Source organism: Streptomyces sp. WAC05374, assembly GCF_004353505.1.
GTDB lineage: Bacteria > Actinomycetota > Actinomycetes > Streptomycetales > Streptomycetaceae > Streptomyces.
This window is the reverse complement of sequence record NZ_SMNQ01000013.1, coordinates 35,310-51,340: the sequence shown is the minus strand read 5'-3', so window position 1 is coordinate 51,340 and position 16,031 is coordinate 35,310. Positions and strand designations below refer to the sequence as shown.

11 protein-coding genes and 2 pseudogenes are annotated in these 16,031 nt (G+C 65.9%); 9 read left to right on the top strand and 4 right to left on the bottom strand.

What is annotated here, in order from left to right:
• Window positions 1–62: 62 nt before the first annotated feature.
• Window positions 63–269, bottom strand: a complete 207-nt coding sequence (locus tag E2B92_RS22890) for a helix-turn-helix domain-containing protein (RefSeq protein WP_126883722.1) — start codon at window positions 267–269, stop codon at window positions 63–65.
• A 1,349-nt stretch (window positions 270–1,618) separates the two neighbouring features.
• Window positions 1,619–2,044, bottom strand: a pseudogene (locus E2B92_RS34175) (helix-turn-helix domain-containing protein); the annotation flags it as partial.
• A 276-nt stretch (window positions 2,045–2,320) separates the two neighbouring features.
• Between E2B92_RS34175 and E2B92_RS22880 the strand changes: the two are divergent.
• The 3 genes and pseudogenes from E2B92_RS22880 to rpsB all read left to right on the top strand — a co-directional run.
• Window positions 2,321–3,514 carry a hypothetical protein gene (locus E2B92_RS22880; RefSeq protein ID WP_126883723.1) on the top strand — a complete coding sequence of 398 codons (1,194 nt, stop codon included), beginning with the start codon at window positions 2,321–2,323 and terminating at the stop codon, window positions 3,512–3,514.
• Window positions 3,515–3,654: 140 nt separating this feature from the next.
• Window positions 3,655–4,671 (top strand): caspase family protein, encoded by a 1,017-nt coding sequence (locus tag E2B92_RS22875; RefSeq protein ID WP_160159775.1) that lies wholly within the window; start codon window positions 3,655–3,657, stop codon window positions 4,669–4,671.
• A gap of 130 nt (window positions 4,672–4,801) precedes the next feature.
• Window positions 4,802–5,578: pseudogene (gene rpsB / locus E2B92_RS22870) on the top strand (30S ribosomal protein S2); the annotation flags it as partial.
• Window positions 5,579–6,876: 1,298 nt separating this feature from the next.
• Here rpsB and E2B92_RS22865 read toward each other — a convergent pair.
• Complete coding sequence (locus E2B92_RS22865; RefSeq protein ID WP_126883725.1) at window positions 6,877–7,362, bottom strand: TrmO family methyltransferase domain-containing protein; 486 nt, start codon at window positions 7,360–7,362, stop codon at window positions 6,877–6,879.
• A gap of 75 nt (window positions 7,363–7,437) precedes the next feature.
• The gene (locus E2B92_RS22860) at window positions 7,438–8,826 is read right to left on the bottom strand and encodes a Tat pathway signal protein (RefSeq protein ID WP_126883726.1); all 1,389 of its coding nucleotides are present in this window, start codon (window positions 8,824–8,826) and stop codon (window positions 7,438–7,440) included.
• 243 nt (window positions 8,827–9,069) lie between these two features.
• On the opposite strand from E2B92_RS22860, the gene E2B92_RS22855 reads away from it, so the two are divergent.
• The 6 genes from E2B92_RS22855 to E2B92_RS22830 are packed head-to-tail and all read left to right on the top strand — an operon-like array spanning window position 9,070 to window position 15,964.
• On the top strand, window positions 9,070–9,657 hold the full coding sequence (locus E2B92_RS22855) for an ATP-binding protein (RefSeq protein WP_126883727.1): 588 nt from the start codon (window positions 9,070–9,072) through the stop codon (window positions 9,655–9,657).
• A gap of 50 nt (window positions 9,658–9,707) precedes the next feature.
• On the top strand, window positions 9,708–10,388 hold the full coding sequence (locus E2B92_RS22850) for an HAD family hydrolase (protein ID WP_235023932.1): 681 nt from the start codon (window positions 9,708–9,710) through the stop codon (window positions 10,386–10,388).
• A complete protein-coding gene (locus E2B92_RS22845; protein ID WP_126883729.1) occupies window positions 10,385–12,235 on the top strand; it encodes a hypothetical protein in 1,851 nt (616 codons plus the stop codon). Before E2B92_RS22850 ends, E2B92_RS22845 begins: the two co-directional genes overlap by 4 nt.
• Entirely contained in the window at window positions 12,232–13,188 is a 957-nt protein-coding gene (locus tag E2B92_RS22840) for a thymidylate synthase (RefSeq protein WP_126883730.1), read from the top strand. Before E2B92_RS22845 ends, E2B92_RS22840 begins: the two co-directional genes overlap by 4 nt.
• Before the next feature lie 8 nt (window positions 13,189–13,196).
• Window positions 13,197–14,915 carry a carbamoyltransferase family protein gene (locus tag E2B92_RS22835; RefSeq protein ID WP_126883731.1) on the top strand — a complete coding sequence of 573 codons (1,719 nt, stop codon included), beginning with the start codon at window positions 13,197–13,199 and terminating at the stop codon, window positions 14,913–14,915.
• Window positions 14,912–15,964, top strand: a complete 1,053-nt coding sequence (locus tag E2B92_RS22830; RefSeq protein ID WP_185923511.1) for a glycosyltransferase family protein — start codon at window positions 14,912–14,914, stop codon at window positions 15,962–15,964. Before E2B92_RS22835 ends, E2B92_RS22830 begins: the two co-directional genes overlap by 4 nt.
• Window positions 15,965–16,031: the final 67 nt, after the last annotated feature.

The following is a 16,031-nucleotide window of genomic DNA, read 5'->3' as shown; positions in this document are numbered from 1 at the left end:
AGGTACGCGGTACTACTCCTTTATCGGTGACGGTGAGGAGGGGCCGGGATGTAAGTGAGAGATCAGCGGCGGCTGCGCGGGGAAGCGACCGACCTCCTCGTAATGAACTCCTCCAGCCCGTCAGCAGGGATACGGACGCGAGAGCGGCCCGTTCCGGTGCGTAGGTCGACGATCGGCAGTTCGCCGGCGGCAATGAAGCGGTAGACAGTGCGCCGGTCGACGTCCAATACAGCGGCGACGGCGGGTACGGACAGCAAACGGGCAGGCATGGGTGATTCCTTGAGAACGAGGCAAGGGCGACCAGCGACGGTTCGGCCGACCTGTCGGGCGGGCAAAGAATTGCCGCCTCGCGACGGGGTAGCGCTGTTCATTGCACAAGGCCGCAGACGAGTGCCGCTTCTGTTCTCCTCTCAGACTCGCGGCGCGGCCTTGTGTCCGCGACGGCTCCACCGCCAAGCACAGCCGGATGCGAACACCCTCAATGGTCACCAGGATCGCCGGTTTGGCTAACCGGCGATCGTGGTCTATGTTGCGGTCGCAGCAGCCAAGGAGCTGACTATTGCTTGCCCCTCCCGACGCCAACCGGTACGCCCTCAGGTGGCCCGTGGTCTCTGAGTCCTCGGCCAATTGCAGCGCGTGGTGGAGGGGCTGGTGTGTCGCCGCTACGACACGATCCAAGCCGCCGACCTGAGCTGCGGTGACTCGGCTTGCCGAGCGGGATGTTGCCTGGCGACATAGGCGAGAATCAGAAAATCAAGGCGGCAAACGCCCACCAGGAGAAGAACCAGGGTGGACAGCCGCACAGACCTGGGTGAGCATGCCAAAACGAAAGACTCCCGATCATTCCAACCGGTGGGCCACTCGCCAGCCGCGTGCTTCCGGGGTGTTGTACGTTGACATAGCTGCGGAGAGCGATCCAGTCTTTCTAGGTGTTCTCTCGTCTGCCGTGGGCGAATGCCAGCCCTCATAGCCTGGACACGCTCAGCAAGGCGGCAGTATCGGAACTCCGCTGATCGCTCACGCCATGGTTGCCCCTGTTCCCGTGCAATGTGCATAGCGCAGTCGACACCCTGCTCGAGCACAGAGAAGCGGCCATCCGACGGGCCAATAGCGGACGAAGGCCATTATGGGCTGCAAGCTCGGATACCTCGGGTGCCCTCTACAGCGTTCCGTCCATGGCTAGGCACTGTCTGCAGCGACCGGCGGAGGGAGTCGACACTCGTGAGTTCGACACGGCCTTGGAGTAGGGCGTCGTCACAATCGCGGACCAGGGCGCCGACCGCAGACCCCATCCAACGGGCCAGCAAGCCAATCGGCGAACGTGGTATCGGGTGGTGACGGCACGGAGTTCTTCGGCTACGGACCGGATTCCGTCGCTCATGAGAGGGTGCACGGCGCTTACCTCGCGCCCGCCCTCCCATATACCGAGCGTCTCGGCGTACGGAAGGGAACCATGGATATCCCTCGGACCGCCAACGGGCTACCTGAAGGTAGCGCGTGCCGCCGGTGCCACAGAGGTAGCCCCGCGCGCCGGTGACCGCCGCGAGGTTGGCGAGTCGCTGTACGGCTCCGCGCGGGCCGGCATCTGGCTGCTGTACAGGATCCGGCCTTTCCCCCCACCACGGGCCGCCGCGGGGCTTCCGCGCAGGGCCACACCTCCGGACCCACCCGGCGACCTCGTCGTCGTCCCGCTCGACAGCGCGACGGGCCGGAACCTGGCAGGACCAGCCGATACGTACCAGAAGCTTCCGCACGCCCCGGATCGTGTAGGTCAGGTGGAAGCGCCGGCCGATCACCGTCTTGACCCGCGCCAGCGTCCACCGCTGGCCCTCCCAACCATGCACGGCCGGCCCCTTGGCCAGCTCCGCCTGCAACTGTGCGAACTGCTTCACGCTCAGCCTCGGCAACGACGGCGGCCCCTGCGACCGCAGAGCCCGCGGACCGCCCTCGTCCCATGTCCAACCACTCCGCCGCCTGGAGCCGTAGACCCCGCACGAAACTGCTGACGTTCGGCGGCCAGCCCGCCCCCTTGTGGATACCGCATGCCTCGGGTCATACCGCAACAGACGACCAGCCGTCAGCCCATGCGCCACCACGAGTTCAACCGCAGGGAGCTCCGGGGCACAATAAATCGTCGGCAAAGCGCTGCCGTTGCATCGAACATGACGATCATCGAGCGATTGTTGAAGTCGAACCCTTTACGCATCTGCGTTCCAGCTCAGCCGGTTAGGTTTGCCCGACTGATCAGATCGTCGTACGCTGAAACCGGGCATTAGAGAGACAGCCAACTCTACACGCTGATAGCTGATGAGGAGGGGACATGCCTTTGGTTTTTGTGCACGGCGTAAACAATCGGCGGTCAGACCCCGGATACGCTAAAAGCGTTAGAGCCAGAGACTCTCTCTTCCGAAAGTCGCTGCTTGCCGACCTGGACATTCCGGCACCCGTGCAAATCTTCAATCCATACTGGGGTGATGCGGGAGCGACATTCGCATGGAATTTGGCTTGCGTACCGACCGGAAACGATAAGCTCACCTCGCTGGGTATCTCAGAAGGGCTCGACTTCTCCTCAATCGCAGCGGTAGTAGGGACACTTGCTGCCGAGGGCGAAGAAGACAGCGTACTTACCCGGATCGCAAAGAGTGGGCGCTTCGTCGAGGCATTGGACCTACTCTGGTCTGCCGCACTTTACACAGCAGACGACGAGGCAATGGACGGCCTAGCCGAACTAGCAGCAGCATCTGCTCAATTGGGGGCAAGTGACCCAAGTCCTGACTGGCTAGCCAGGGTCAACAACGATGGCCAGTTCGTCGAGTTCCTGATCAGCGAAGTCACGGCGCATTTGGACGCCGGAGATTCGGTAGACACGCCGGCAGAACAAGTTCCAGTTCCTCTTGGTGCGCGCTTCGAGCTCTGGGACAGAGTACGCCAGGGCGCGACAAGGCTGCGCGTGGAAGTTGGGGCATTCATAGGTAAGAGCGCCTGGAACACCGCACGCGACCTGGCGGTGCCCACTTTGACCCGCTTCATTGGCGATGTTCTAGTTTACCAGGCCAACCCCCAGTCAATCTTCCGGAAGGTGGTCCCCTTTTTCCGGGACGCCGCAAGTATGCGGACTGATAACGATCCACTGATCGTGATTGGGCATAGCCTCGGCGGCGTAATATCTTGTGACCTTTTGACTGGTCCCCTTAAGCACGAGATCAGCGTGGATCTCTTTTGTTCCGTCGGGTCCCAGGTTGGACTCTTCGAAGAAATGAAACTTCTTCAGGCCAGTCAGCATGACATCCCTGGTCGCGGTGGCGCCAAGGTCCCTCTACCTTCGAACATCACTCACTGGATTAATGTCTTCGACTACAACGACATACTCTCGTACAAACTGGGTGCACTCGTTGATGGTGTTGTCGACTACCCCTACGAGACGGGAGAGCTTCTTCAGGCTCACGGCTCCTACTTCACGCAGCCTGAATTTCATCGGCGCCTTTCGCTTCGAGTACAGAAAGAGCTAAGGTAGGGCGCCGCGAAAGGGCGGCTATGGCTACCATAATCGACCGCAATCCCTCACCCCCTGCAACTCATGTTTTCGTGATTGGCGTCGGGCAATATCGGCACCTGCCTGGCGGATCGAAGAAGCCGACTGGAGACACTCTAGGGATGCAGCAAATTGATATGCCCCCTCGTTCCGTCAGGTCCTTCGTCGATTGGCTGGTCGCCGACTACAGGAACGAGGACGCACCGCTGGGCTCTATCGAACTCCTCGCCTCCTCTTCCCCTGGCCCATTCCAGTATCGCGTACCCGGCGGCACGGCAAAAACCGTCGAAGCCGCAACGACGCCACGCGTGATGGACGCTTTTGAGCGATGGTACGAGAAATGCAATAAGCACGTCAACAATGTTGCCATCTTCTACTTCTGTGGCCACGGCGTGAATCGAGGAGTAAACAGCTACCTGCTACTAGAGGACTGGGGAGCGCACGCAAATAACCCCATGCACGAAAGTATCGACCTGCTTAGATTTCAAGCAGGGATGAAGCAGTGTCGCGCACAGACACAGTTCTTCATTAGCGACGCCTGCAGGGTGGCCCCCTGGGCAATAATGACCAGCGAATCGCAACTCGGGCAGCCTCTGATAGTGCCCGACAGCAGCAAAAGCCGGAAGAATCAAAATTCCACGATTGTTTACGCAGCAGGTGAAGGGCTCTCGGCATTCGGCGAGAAGAGCAAACAGACCTACTTTACCCGCGCCTTTATCGCCGCCCTAGAAGGGGCGGCAGCTGAGCGCGATGTCGATCGAAATGGGTGGCGCGTTAATAGTTGGAATCTTGTCGAGGTAACCTCCAAACTGCTTCAGTGGCGCCTCGGCGGGATTCAAAGCGCCTCCTTGGGAGGGGACTCCCGGAACACGCTTTTCACTATGCTGCATAAGACGCCCATGGTTCCCGTCGACGTAAAGTGCGAACCGCCCGCCGCATCCCGGTTTGCCGCCCTAACGCTTGCTTGCCCGCATTATTCTTTTGGCCGCTCACCTGAGTTGGGTACGTGGGAGTTGACGGCACCGATCTGCAACGACTACCTACTTGCCGCTACGTTTCGAGCGAACCGTTATCGCTCCTTCGATTTGGAGGTAGGGGTCACACCGCCCCTTCAAATATTTACAGTTACCGCGCAGTGATCATGGAATCGGGCTACCCGCTCGCAAACTTGCGGAGGAAACTCCACACAGGTGCCCGCCATTCGCTACCGTCTACGAACCACCTGCCACACTGTCTTGATGAGATGAGCGAACCTGGGGAGGTAAGCCCGTGGCCGTCGTCACGATGCGGGAGCTGCTGGAGAGCGGCGTCCACTTCGGTCACCAGACCCGTCGCTGGAACCCAAAGATGAAGCGCTTCATCTTCACCGAGCGCAACGGCATCTACATCATCGACCTGCTCCAGTCGCTGCCGTACATCGACCGCGCCTACGAGTTCGTCAAGGAGACCGTCGCGCACGGCGGCTCCATCATGTTCGTGGGTACCAAGAAGCAGGCCCAGGGGGCCATTGCCGAGCAGGCGACCCGCGTCGGTATGCCGTACGTCAACCAGCGCTGGCTGGGCGGCATGCTCACCAACTTCTCCACGGTCTACAAGCGCTTGCAGCGCCTGAAGGAGCTCGAGGCGATCGACTTCGACGACGTCGCGGCCTCCGGCCTCACCAAGAAGGAGCTCCTGATCCTTTCCCGCGAGAAGGCCAAGCTGGAGAAGACCCTCGGCGGTATCCGCGACATGCAGAAGGTGCCCAGCGCCGTCTGGATCGTCGACACCAAGAAGGAGCACATCGCCGTCGGTGAGGCGCGCAAGCTCCACATCCCGGTCGTCGCGATCCTCGACACCAACTGCGACCCCGACGAGGTCGACTACAAGATCCCGGGCAACGACGACGCGATCCGCTCCGTCACCCTGCTCACCCGCGTGATCGCCGACGCCGTCGCCGAGGGCCTCATCGCCCGTTCCGGCGTCGCCGCCGGTGACTCGAAGCCGGGCGACAAGGCCGCCGGCGAGCCGCTCGCCGAGTGGGAGCGCCACCTCCTCGAGGGCGAGGCGACGCCTCTGACATCAAGCATGTGCTCGCTCGACATCTGGTTCACGGCCGCAGGGGTGGAACCTGGCGCGCTAATTTCGATCGATCTCGTTAACATCGATCGCACAGTCGTGAAACATGAGTTCATCCACTCTGACGAGTTGACATCCATACAGGTCGGGCATTCTGGTCGTTACGAGGTTCGGGCTTCTCTCCCGGATGGGCGCATGTTTGCAACCATAGCGACAGCGCCGCAATCCGATCCTGTCGCTCTCGGCATGCCCCAGAGGTCGCTGACGGTCGCGCCCGAAGATAGCGGAGCTAAGCCTTCGTCCCTCGGCGACCTGTGGCTGTGTCTATGGGCTTGGGAGAACGGATCTTGGCATGCGCGTAGTGTCCGGACGGCCAAAATCCGTGAACAAAATTCGCAACTCATAGTCCAACTCGACTTGCCGCCGTTCGTGATTCATGCGGCACAGGTTGGGGCATCGGGCATCCCGGCACGGTGTGTGGTTCTTCCACCAACACGTAACCCGACACTCAAGGTGGGGGTGGCCGGAGCTACGGGAATCTCAGCTGGCTTCAATGCAGGCATGAAGATCAGTGGCCATTCTAGTGACCCATATGCCGAAGCACTGTGCGCGTACCGAACGGCTGGGCATTTGCGAACCGCTCAAGCGCTGGCAGAAAGGTGGTTGGACCAACTTAGCCATGAGAGGGACTGGCTCCACCGCGATAATGCCGCTGCGGCGGTGGCGGCTGGATACTTCCTAGTCCGGACTAGCCAAATCGTAAGATTGCAGTCATGGGTCGAAGAGTTTGCTCACCAAACCCCGTGGCTACCAGACTCCTCCATTCTGCACGCGGCATGCCTTGCATCGGCTGACGAGGCAAGATCTGATGAAATCAGATCTCTAGTACGCCAGGCTCTAGAGGCCGGTATTCCAGTTCATTCGGATGGTCTCCGGCTTCTTCTTGACCTATTGAAGGGAACTCAAGGCTGGGCCCTTACGGAAGGCGTGCGCCAATTCGGTCGGCGTCGGCTAGAACCATACATCGGTGCCGCAGATCCGGAATGCACTTGGACCAGCTTTAGGGGGGCCCCGGACGAACCAGCCACGGCGGCAGGGAGCACAGCAGACGGCAGCGCACATCCTGACCTCGAACTCCGCTTTTCCTTTCATGAGTATGAGCATGAGCCTGCCGCCACCGCTTCCGCTCCGCTCGAACAGCACAGCGCGTCTGATGCTCTCTGACGCTGGCTCCCTGCGGTTGAACTCGTGCTGGCGCATGAGCTGACGGCTGGTCGCCTGTTGCCTCAGCGTTCGGCGGCGTCCCTCCAGTAGTCCTTCAGCATCTCGCTGGGCCACGCGGGCTGGGTGACCGTGCCACGCGGCAGAAACTCTTCGAAGACCGCCACAAGGTCCACCACCAGGGTGCCATCGTCGGCATCGAGGTCGGTGACGTGCAGGTCCCGTCCGTCGACGCGGAGCAGTCTGGGGAACGAGGTCGCGAGCCGGGCAGGACGTCGGTGGTTGTGGTGCACGAAGGTTCCCGTGGCCGGCCACTCCGGGTTGTCCCGCGGGCTGCGCGCGTGGAGAGCGACGTCCTCGGGGGAACCGAAGTTGAAGAACCAGGTGACCTGGAGATGGGAGAACTCCTCGATCCCCTGCAGCGTCTCCTCCGGGTACTCCGGGCGCAGCCGAATGATCGACTCCACACCGCCCTTGAAGTCGTCGAGCCGCCCCTTGTGGCCTCCGACCACCTCGGCGATCACCGGCACCTCGATGGACTTTGTGGACACGGGTTCCCCCTTCTCCGCTCGCGGCACGGCAAGGCGGTCAACCACAGCATGCCCGCCTTCACCACCATGGCGCCGTCAGGCTACTCGTTCGAGTACGGCCTTGGCGCGCTCGTCGATCTCCGCCGCCACGCTGATTCCCCGATTGCGGAAGGGGGACAGCACTCGGCGCATGTTCACGGCTGCCTCGCGTGCTCTGCCCGACTGCACGCCTTCCATCGCGTCCAGGGCCTGTGCCCACGTGTGGCACGCGGCCTCCACGTTCCCCTGACGTGCCTGCACAGTGCCCATGTAGCCCAACGTCACCGCGTGGGTCCGGCTGAAGGTGTCGGCCTTCCTCGTCAGCACGCTGTTGTTGAACTCTCTAAGCGCTCCGTCGAGATCGCCGAGCGTCCACAGGGTGCGGGCGGTCTCGTGGGCAAGGGAAGCCCGCTGGAAGAACCACACCCGACTCGGATCCTCGTCGCCGACGTCCGCCGCAGTGAGGTCGTCCTCAGCCCGGAGAAGCGCTGCAATCGCGGCGCGCTTTTGCCCGTCGGCGGCCAGGCTGCGTGCCTGGACCACTCCGAGCAGCGCCCTCTCGCGGGGGGTCGCCAGGGTGTACCGCTTGCGCGCCACGGAGGCCGTGGCGAGATCGACGGCAAACCGTGGGTGGCCGAGGTCCGTTGCCTGATGGGCCATCGCCCGCAGGATATGGCCGGCCAACGGAGCGTCGTCCGCTTCCGCCGCGAGCTTCAGGGCCAACGTGAAGTAGCGCCGCGCGGACTCGTGGTGTGAGGCGTCGAAGCTCATCCAACCGGCGACGTACACCGCCTCGGCCGCAGCGGCAAGAAGGGCACGACGAGTGTCGTCGCTGGCGAACACCCCGCCGATATACCTGGCGACGTCGTCGACGAGGTACTGGTAGAGCGCCGTACGGCCATCCATGCCGCCGTGGCGCTGGTCTCTCCGAGAGAAGAACTCCGTCATCTCACGGACGGCACTGACTTCTGCGACCCCGATTCTCCGGCTCGTCGCCGGGGGGCGGGACTTCGCCCGCTGGGGTGCCTCGTCCCACCACTGCTGTCCGGGCAGGGCCAAGCCGCCCACCGAGTAGGCGGCGCCGGCCAGCAGTCGGCGGCGTTCGAGGTCCACGTCGCTTCTCCCAAGGTCTACCAGCGCAGTCAGCGTATCGACGTTCCACTCCGATGCCGTGACTGCACCCGTGTCTGGCACGGAGAGCCCGATTTCAGCCGGAGTGATGGGGCGTTGGAGCCGCCGGGACAACGTCTCGCACAAGATAAGGGGCGCTCTGCCCGAGGGCTGTGTTCCCCCCACCCACATGGCGATGTGCGACCGGCTGGTGCCCAGCAGTTCTTGCGCTCCTACCTCGGCCGCGACCCTCACGAAGGCAGCCGCCACCTTTGGCTGCGACCAGCCTGTTTCCGCGATTGCGTCGGCCAGCTTCACATTCCGCTCGCGCGCCATCGTCTACCTCGGTTCACCAAAACGATCTTTGACGGGTTTGACGGCCCCGGCAGCCGCCCGGAGATACCGCCGCGATGTGATCCGCGGTTCGCTCGTGGTCAACGAAACCACCAACTGCTCTTGTCCGGGAGGAAACCGGTGAAGACCAGCCACACGACTGGCGCCGATGCCCGGACCTCTTCGGGCGACGGGCGAGCACCCGCCTCGACGTCCGGAGTTCGGCACTTCGACCAACCCCCGCCGATGGCCGAGCTCGTGCACAACCTCCGCCGCTTCGACCGCTCCGACAGATCCGCCGATCGAGTCCTCCACGGGCTCAAGCACCGTTGTGAGAAGGCGAACATGGACCGAATCGAAAGCCTGGGCAGCGTAATCAGCGCCCCTGAACACCAGAAGAGCCTGACGCTCGCCGCAGATGACAGGGCTCCGGGCAGGGCACGGTCCTTCACCCGCCAGGCGCTGACGGCGTGGGGGGTGGAAGACGTTCTGGACCAGGCCGAGCTGATCGTCAGCGAGCTCACCACCAACGCCGAGCGTCATGGCCGAACTCCCGACGCCGACCGAGTCCTTCTCCCCAGAACGGACGGCGAACCCGTCGATGAGATCACGCTGACGCTCGTCCTCCAGGCCGGCGTTGTGGGGATCGAGGTCGAAGACAACTCCCCGGAGCCCCCGGTGCCTCAGATTGCCTCGCTCTACGCCACAAGCGGGCGGGGCCTGCACCTCGTGTCGGCGACGGCTGACGCCTGGACTGCCTGCCCCACGGAAGACGGACGCGGCAAGAGGGTGATCGCCCTCGTGAGGCGCCCCGAGTCGCCCATCACCTCCTGACCAACTCCCCTTGGAGACCCGTGATGCCATCCCGGTTTACGCCCCCACCCATGCCGCCCTCCGGCGGAACGAGGCTGGGCTTCGGCACCGAAGCCGTACGTGTGCTGCTGCTCGACCTGGATGGCGTGCTCGTCGACACCCGCCCAGTCATGGAAAGCGCGTGGCGCCAGGTCCGTGAAGACCACTGCCTGGACGTGCCGTTCGAGGAGTACGAGCGCCACCTGGGTCGGCCCTTCGCCGACATCATGGAGCAGCTCGGGCTCGCTGACGCCGAGCCGATCCACCAGACCTACTCGAAGGCATCGACGGACGCTTCTCACCTCGCCCGACAGTTCGACGGCGTCGCGGAGGTCCTGCACGCCTTCGCCGCTGCCGATTGGCGGATGGGGATCGTCACGTCCAAGCCGTTGAAGCGAGCCACTCCTCTGCTGGCCCAGCTCGGCGTCCCGTTCGCCACGGTGCGCACTCCCAACGGGGTGGGGCGGGGCAAACCCGCACCGGACCCGATCATGCTCGCCCTGATCGACCTCGGCGCCGACCCGGCCGACGCACTGTACGTCGGGGACATGGCGGTCGACCAGGAGGCGGCCCGCCGCGCCGGCGTCTCGTACGTGCACGCGGGCTGGGGCTACGGCACCCCGAGCTCCCCGGCCCCCTTCGTCGCCGAATCGCCGAAGGACCTGCTGCGGCTCGTGGACACCGGCCCGTTCCTCGAAGGGAGCCTGGTATGACGCCGCCCAAGCGCAGCGCCCTCGGCATCGCCCGGGTCGAGGCCGATGGCAAGCCCCTCTGGGCGCTGGTCGGCGAGGGCGCGCTCGCGACCATGAAATCCGACCGGATAGCCACGTCCGAATTGGAGGCCCTTCCGTTCGACCCGGCGGGAGCGGAAGCACGTGTTGACCAGGTGATGGAGGCCCTCGAAGCGTACGGCGCTGACCTCGCGAGGACGCCGGGAGGCGCGGGGTGGTTGTACGTCCAGCACGTGCCGGCGCGGCGCCTGGTGGCGCAGGTCGTACGCAAGCTGGCGGCGCTCAGCACCTGGGGGCCGTTCGCCAAGGCTCCAGGTCCGCTGAGGCTCGCGCCGTACGAAGGACTCGTCGGGCTGCGGTCGAGCAGCTCGCGGGAGTACCGGGCCTACACCGTCACCTGGTCGGGCATCGCCTATCTGCTCGGTGCCGCGGGCCCTCACAATCCCCTCCGCTCCGCTCAGTTACGCAACCTCCCTCCTCTCCTGGCGGCCGCAGCGGTGCCGGGTCAGGCTCCCTCGGAGCTGCCGCTGAGTGAAGTGGTGGCGCTGTCGTGGTCCTCCCGTCACGCGGCCACTCTGCTGCCGGTGCTGGAGGAGCTGGCCAGGAACGGACGCCCGAGCCTCGTAGTGGATTTGGCGACCGACCCAGCGGAGCGGTGCCCGGCTTCAGAAGTCGCGGGGGTGAACCTGTGCTCGCCGCCGACCGGTCTCTTCGACCTCTCCGGCGCCGTGGACGGTCTGAGGCGGCGGGACGACGGCCGCGTCGTTCGGGTCGATGAGCACGAGGTTCGACTGGACCGGCTGGTCCGTCTCGTGTCCGTACTACTGGAGACGAGCGGCGGATGCACGCAGCCCTCGTGGCGATCGGTGGTCCGGGCGGAGACGTGGCTGGACGGCGTCCTCACCGCAGCCCGGCCGCACACCGTTCTGGTCAGCAACGACACCAGCCCGCTGGGTGCACTGGCTGTACACGTGGCAGAGCGCCATGGCGCGAATGCGGTGCATGTCCAGCACGGAGCCTGGACGGCGGAGTCGGTCGCATGGCCTGCGCTACACAGCCGCGACATCGTCGTCATGGGTGAACGGGATCTCCCTCTCGCGAAGGCGTGGGTGCGCCACCCTGGCGCTGAGATCCACGTCCTGGGCCAGCCCCGCTTCGACGCGCTCGCCGGCCTCAGCCGCGAAGCCCAGCGGCGCTACCTGGAGGATCTGCTGTCACCCAGCCCACGGCGAGGCCCTGCCCGAATCGCGGTGTGGGCCTGCCAGCCCTTCGGACCCGACCGGCTCAAGGCCCATGCCGACCTCCTCCTGGACGGTCTGTGGAAGGCCGGCGACTGGGGACTCGTCATCGCGCCGCACCCGGCACAGAGCGTCGACGTCTTCGCCCCCGTGCTCCAACGGGACGGCCGGCCGCTCGTGGCTGTGGCCGATCCCCGGGTCGGCGCTCGCGGCTGCCTCGCCGGCGCCGACGCCCTGGCAAGCGCCTATTCGACGTGCGGCATCGAAGCCGCGCTGCTCGGGGTCCCGGTGCTCGAACTCGGCTCGCCCGACGAGCGCACGCTCGGCCTCTCCGACCACGGCCTCGCACGGCGGTGCAGTACCGCCGACGAGGTGGCCGACGCCCTCGTCGCACTGCGCGATCCGAGCCCGCCCGCCGACCGGGCGGCGACGGACGCGGTGTGCCGGTGGCGCGGCGACAGCGCCGCCCAGATCGCACGCCTAATCGCCCGGCGCGCCGACGGCGATGTCCTGCACTCCCACCATGTCCATCACGATGCCCGGAGCGCCGACTCTGGACGGCCGCAGGGTGAAGGAGCTTCTGCCCGATGACACATCTGACCGCCGACAGCGTCGCTGAGCTCTTCGTCGGCGCGGTCGCCCTGGCCAAGAGCGGCGAGAAGGTCAGCCCGCGGGACATGGCGACCCGCGAGGTCCTCGACGTCCACATGCGGCTGACCCAGCCGCGGGCCCGTCTGCTGTACGCGCCGCCGGCGCGTGTCATCAACCCGGCATTCGCGGTGGCGGAGACCGTCTGGCACCTATCCGGCTCGGACGCCCCGTGGATCTTCGATTACAACGCGCGTCTCCGGCAGTACGCGGACGACGGTGTCCTGCGTGGTGCGTACGGGCCGCGAATGCGGAAGTGGGCGGGCAACGTGGATCAGCTGCACCGCGTCGTCGAGATCCTCAAGGAGGACCCGGACTCGCGTCGGGCCCTGATCCAGCTCTACGACCCGGCCCAGGACGCCGCCGGGCACAAGGACGTGCCATGCACGCTGGGCTTCCGCTTCTACCTGCGCGCCGGCCGACTGCACATGTCGACCACCATGCGCGGTCAGGACGTGTGGATCGGCATGCCGTACGACCTGTTCTTCTACACCGTGCTGCACGAGCTGGTCGCCGGGTGGCTCGGCGTCGAGCTGGGCGAGTTCCACCACCACGTGGGATCGCTGCACATCTACGAGAACCACCTCGATCAGGCCGACGAGCTGACCTGCGTCACCGCGAGCGCCGTCATGCCGGACCTCACCACACCGTGGCGGGGCTTCGACGGCCTCCTGGACCAGGTCGAGGCGCGTGACGTGACCGGCCACCCGGGCTGGGACACGATGGCCGAGACGCTGCGGAGCTACCGCCTGTGGAAGGACGGCCTGCGTGAACAGGCGTGGCGGGCGGCCGACAAGATCGACGGGCCGCTGGGCCAGGCGCTGACCTCCTGGTACGGCGAGCTGAACCGCCGTGTTCCCACCTCGACCGCGCGTGAGACGGCGCAGACCCGGTGATGGCCGCCATGGACCGTGCGCCCTCGGTGATCCTCGGCCTGTGCTCGTACACGCACGACTCCTCCGCCGCTTTACTGGTGGACGGGGAGCTGATCGGCTTCGTCGAGGAGGAGCGGCTCTCCCAGCAGAAGCACACCAAGGACTACCCCCACCGCGCCGTCGACTGGCTCCTGGGAGAGGCCGGGCTCACCGTCGCCGCGGTCGACACCGTCGCCTACAACTTCCAGTCGGCCCGCTACCTCGCCGAGTCCCCGGCCGCCCTGCGCCTGGCGCTGTCGGCCACGACACGCAACCGGGCCCTTCCACGGGCGCGGGGCTTCGCCAAGGTGGCGCTGCGCACCCATCTGCGCACCCGCACGCTCGGCCGGCTATTCCCCGCCGCCCGCGTCTCGCCCGTCCTGCACCACCGCGCCCACCAAATGGCGGCCTTCGCCGCCTCCGGGTGGAACGAGTCCGCCGTTCTCGTCGTCGACAGCCTCGGCGAGCGGCAGACCACGACCATCGCCCGAGGACACGACGCGCTCCACCCCGCCACCCGCACCCTGGAGGCGATCAACGACCCCGCCTCCCTGGGTTACGTGTACGGCGCGGTCACCGAGCACCTCGGGTGGCGACGCGGTGACGAGGAAGGCACCGTGATGGCACTCGCCGCCCTCGGCGACCCGGAGCGGTTCCGGGACCTCTTCACCCGGGCCGTGCGCACCACGCCCACAGGCTTCGTGGTCGAACCCGCCTACTTCCCGCCGCGCGTGCTGACCTCGGGCTACCCGCGCACCTCTCGCCGCTTCATCGCGGAGACGTGCCCCGAGCGCCATCCGAGCGAGCCGCTCCAAGACGTCCACCGGGATCTGGCCGCCGCGCTCCAGGAGCGCACCGAGCAGGTGATGCTGCACCTGGCCCGCCGGGCTCGGATGATCACAGGATCGCGCCGTCTGTGCGTCGGCGGCGGAGTCGCCACGAACTGCGTGAGCATCGGCCGGATCATCGAGGACGGCATCTTCGACGAGGTCTTCGTCCCGCCCGCCCCCGGCGACGCCGGCACCGCGATCGGGGCCGCCATCGCCGTGCACACCGCCAGCCGAAATCGGCGGCCCTTGTCCGGTGTCGCGCGGGCCTGCTACCTCGGCCCCTCGTACCAGTACCAGGCCCTCGACCTCACGCCGTGGCCCAACCTCCAGCTGAAGACGCTGGGCGTCGAGACGGCCGAGTTCCTCGCCGACCAGCTCGCTCACGGTATGATCGTCGGCCTCTTCCAAGGCCGGGTCGAGGCCGGCCCCCGCGCCCTGGGGAACCGCTCGATCCTCGCTTCCCCACTGGAGCCCGGCGTCGTCGAGCGGCTGAACGCCACCGTGAAGTTCCGGGAGCCCTTCCGCCCCTTCGCCCCCATGGTCTTGGCCGAACGCGCCGAGGAGTTCTTCACCCTCGGCCAGCAGGCGCCGTACATGTCGATGGCATCCGGCGTGACCGACAAGGCGCGCGAGCGGGTGCCGGCCATCGTGCACGCCAACGGCACCTCGCGCCTTCAGACCGTCACCCGCTCGCAGAACCCGTTCATGCACGACGTGCTCAGCGCCTTCGGCCGCCGCACCGGGGTGCCGGTCCTGATCAACACCTCGCTCAACGTCAAGGGAAGGCCGATCTGCGGGACACCAGAGATGGCTCTGGACTGCCTGGTCAGCTCCGGACTGGATGCCCTGCTGCTGGAAGGTCGGTGGATCACCAAGTGAGGATCGGATACAGCTTCTGGGGATTCCTCGGCAACGGGATCACCGACACCCCCGACGGGGGCCGCAGCCACCGTCGCCCTCTGGTCGACGCCCTCCTCGGCGGCGGCCACGAGGTCATCTTCCTGCAGGCCAACCGCGACCTGATCGAAGCCGGCGACGACCTGGGCAACGCCTACACCTTCCACGGCGGCATCCCGGACATCGACGTGCTGTTCCTGGAGTGGCGTTGGGCGATCGACGGGCGCAACACCACCCCGTGCGGCACCGAGGGGCACACCTGCGACCTGCACCGACAAGCCGAACGCATCACCCGGTACACCGTGCGGCGGAAAACACCGACCGTGGTCTGGGACAAGGACCGCCAGCTCCGCCCCGACAGCATGTGGCGGGGTGCTCACCGGACCGCCGTCTGCGAGGCCGCCCTCGAGCCGACGCCCGGCGCCCACCGGCTGCTCTTCCCCGTCGATGACCGTCTACTCGCCGAGGCGGACCCGCTCGCGCTCGCCAAGAAGCCCCGAGACCTCGCCCTCGGCTACGTCGGCAACCAGTACGACCGCGACGACCACTTCAACCGCTTCTTCGCGCCGGCCGCCGCCCGCTTCGACCACCTGGTCGGGGGCAAGTGGACCAAGACCAGCCGCTGGCCGCACGTGCGGTTCCTCGGCAGGCTCCCCTTCCCGGCGGTGCACGCCGTGTACGGCAGGTCCCTGGCGACCATCCTCATGCTCCCCGAGAGGTACGCCGCCGTCGGGCAGATGACGCAGCGGATCTTCGAGGCCGTGCTCGCCGGCTGCCTGCCGCTCGCCCCGGCGGACATCCGCCACGTCGACCAGTTCGTGCCCGCAGAGCTGATCGTGCGATCAGGCCAGGACGTCTTCCAGCGGCTCTCGTATCTCCAGCGGATCGCCGGCACCCAGCAGCACGCGGACCTGATCGCGGCCTGCCTGGATCGCCTGGACCTGTTCCGCCTGAGCCGGCAGGTCGTGGCGCTGGAAGCCGCCCTGGACACGGCTGTCAATCCCGTCGCGGCAGAGCGGGGAGCGGCGTGATGCAGTTGACCACCCGGGCCATGGTGTCTGGATCATACGAACGTGTCGAAGCAGCCGGTCTGACTGG

What these genes read in the sequence shown, in the direction of transcription:
- E2B92_RS22855 (WP_126883727.1), top strand. Translation starts at nt 9,070, where the DNA reads ATGGCCGAGCTCGTGCACAACCTCCGCCGCTTCGACCGCTCCGACAGA.
- E2B92_RS22880 (WP_126883723.1), top strand. Translation starts at nt 2,321, where the DNA reads ATGCCTTTGGTTTTTGTGCACGGCGTAAACAATCGGCGGTCAGACCCC.
- E2B92_RS22840 (WP_126883730.1), top strand. Translation starts at nt 12,232, where the DNA reads ATGACACATCTGACCGCCGACAGCGTCGCTGAGCTCTTCGTCGGCGCG.
- E2B92_RS22875 (WP_160159775.1), top strand. Translation starts at nt 3,655, where the DNA reads ATGCAGCAAATTGATATGCCCCCTCGTTCCGTCAGGTCCTTCGTCGAT.
- E2B92_RS22835 (WP_126883731.1), top strand. Translation starts at nt 13,197, where the DNA reads ATGGACCGTGCGCCCTCGGTGATCCTCGGCCTGTGCTCGTACACGCAC.
- E2B92_RS22850 (WP_235023932.1), top strand. Translation starts at nt 9,708, where the DNA reads ATGCCGCCCTCCGGCGGAACGAGGCTGGGCTTCGGCACCGAAGCCGTA.
- E2B92_RS22890 (WP_126883722.1), bottom strand. Translation starts at nt 269, where the DNA reads ATGCCTGCCCGTTTGCTGTCCGTACCCGCCGTCGCCGCTGTATTGGAC.
- E2B92_RS22860 (WP_126883726.1), bottom strand. Translation starts at nt 8,826, where the DNA reads ATGGCGCGCGAGCGGAATGTGAAGCTGGCCGACGCAATCGCGGAAACA.
- E2B92_RS22845 (WP_126883729.1), top strand. Translation starts at nt 10,385, where the DNA reads ATGACGCCGCCCAAGCGCAGCGCCCTCGGCATCGCCCGGGTCGAGGCC.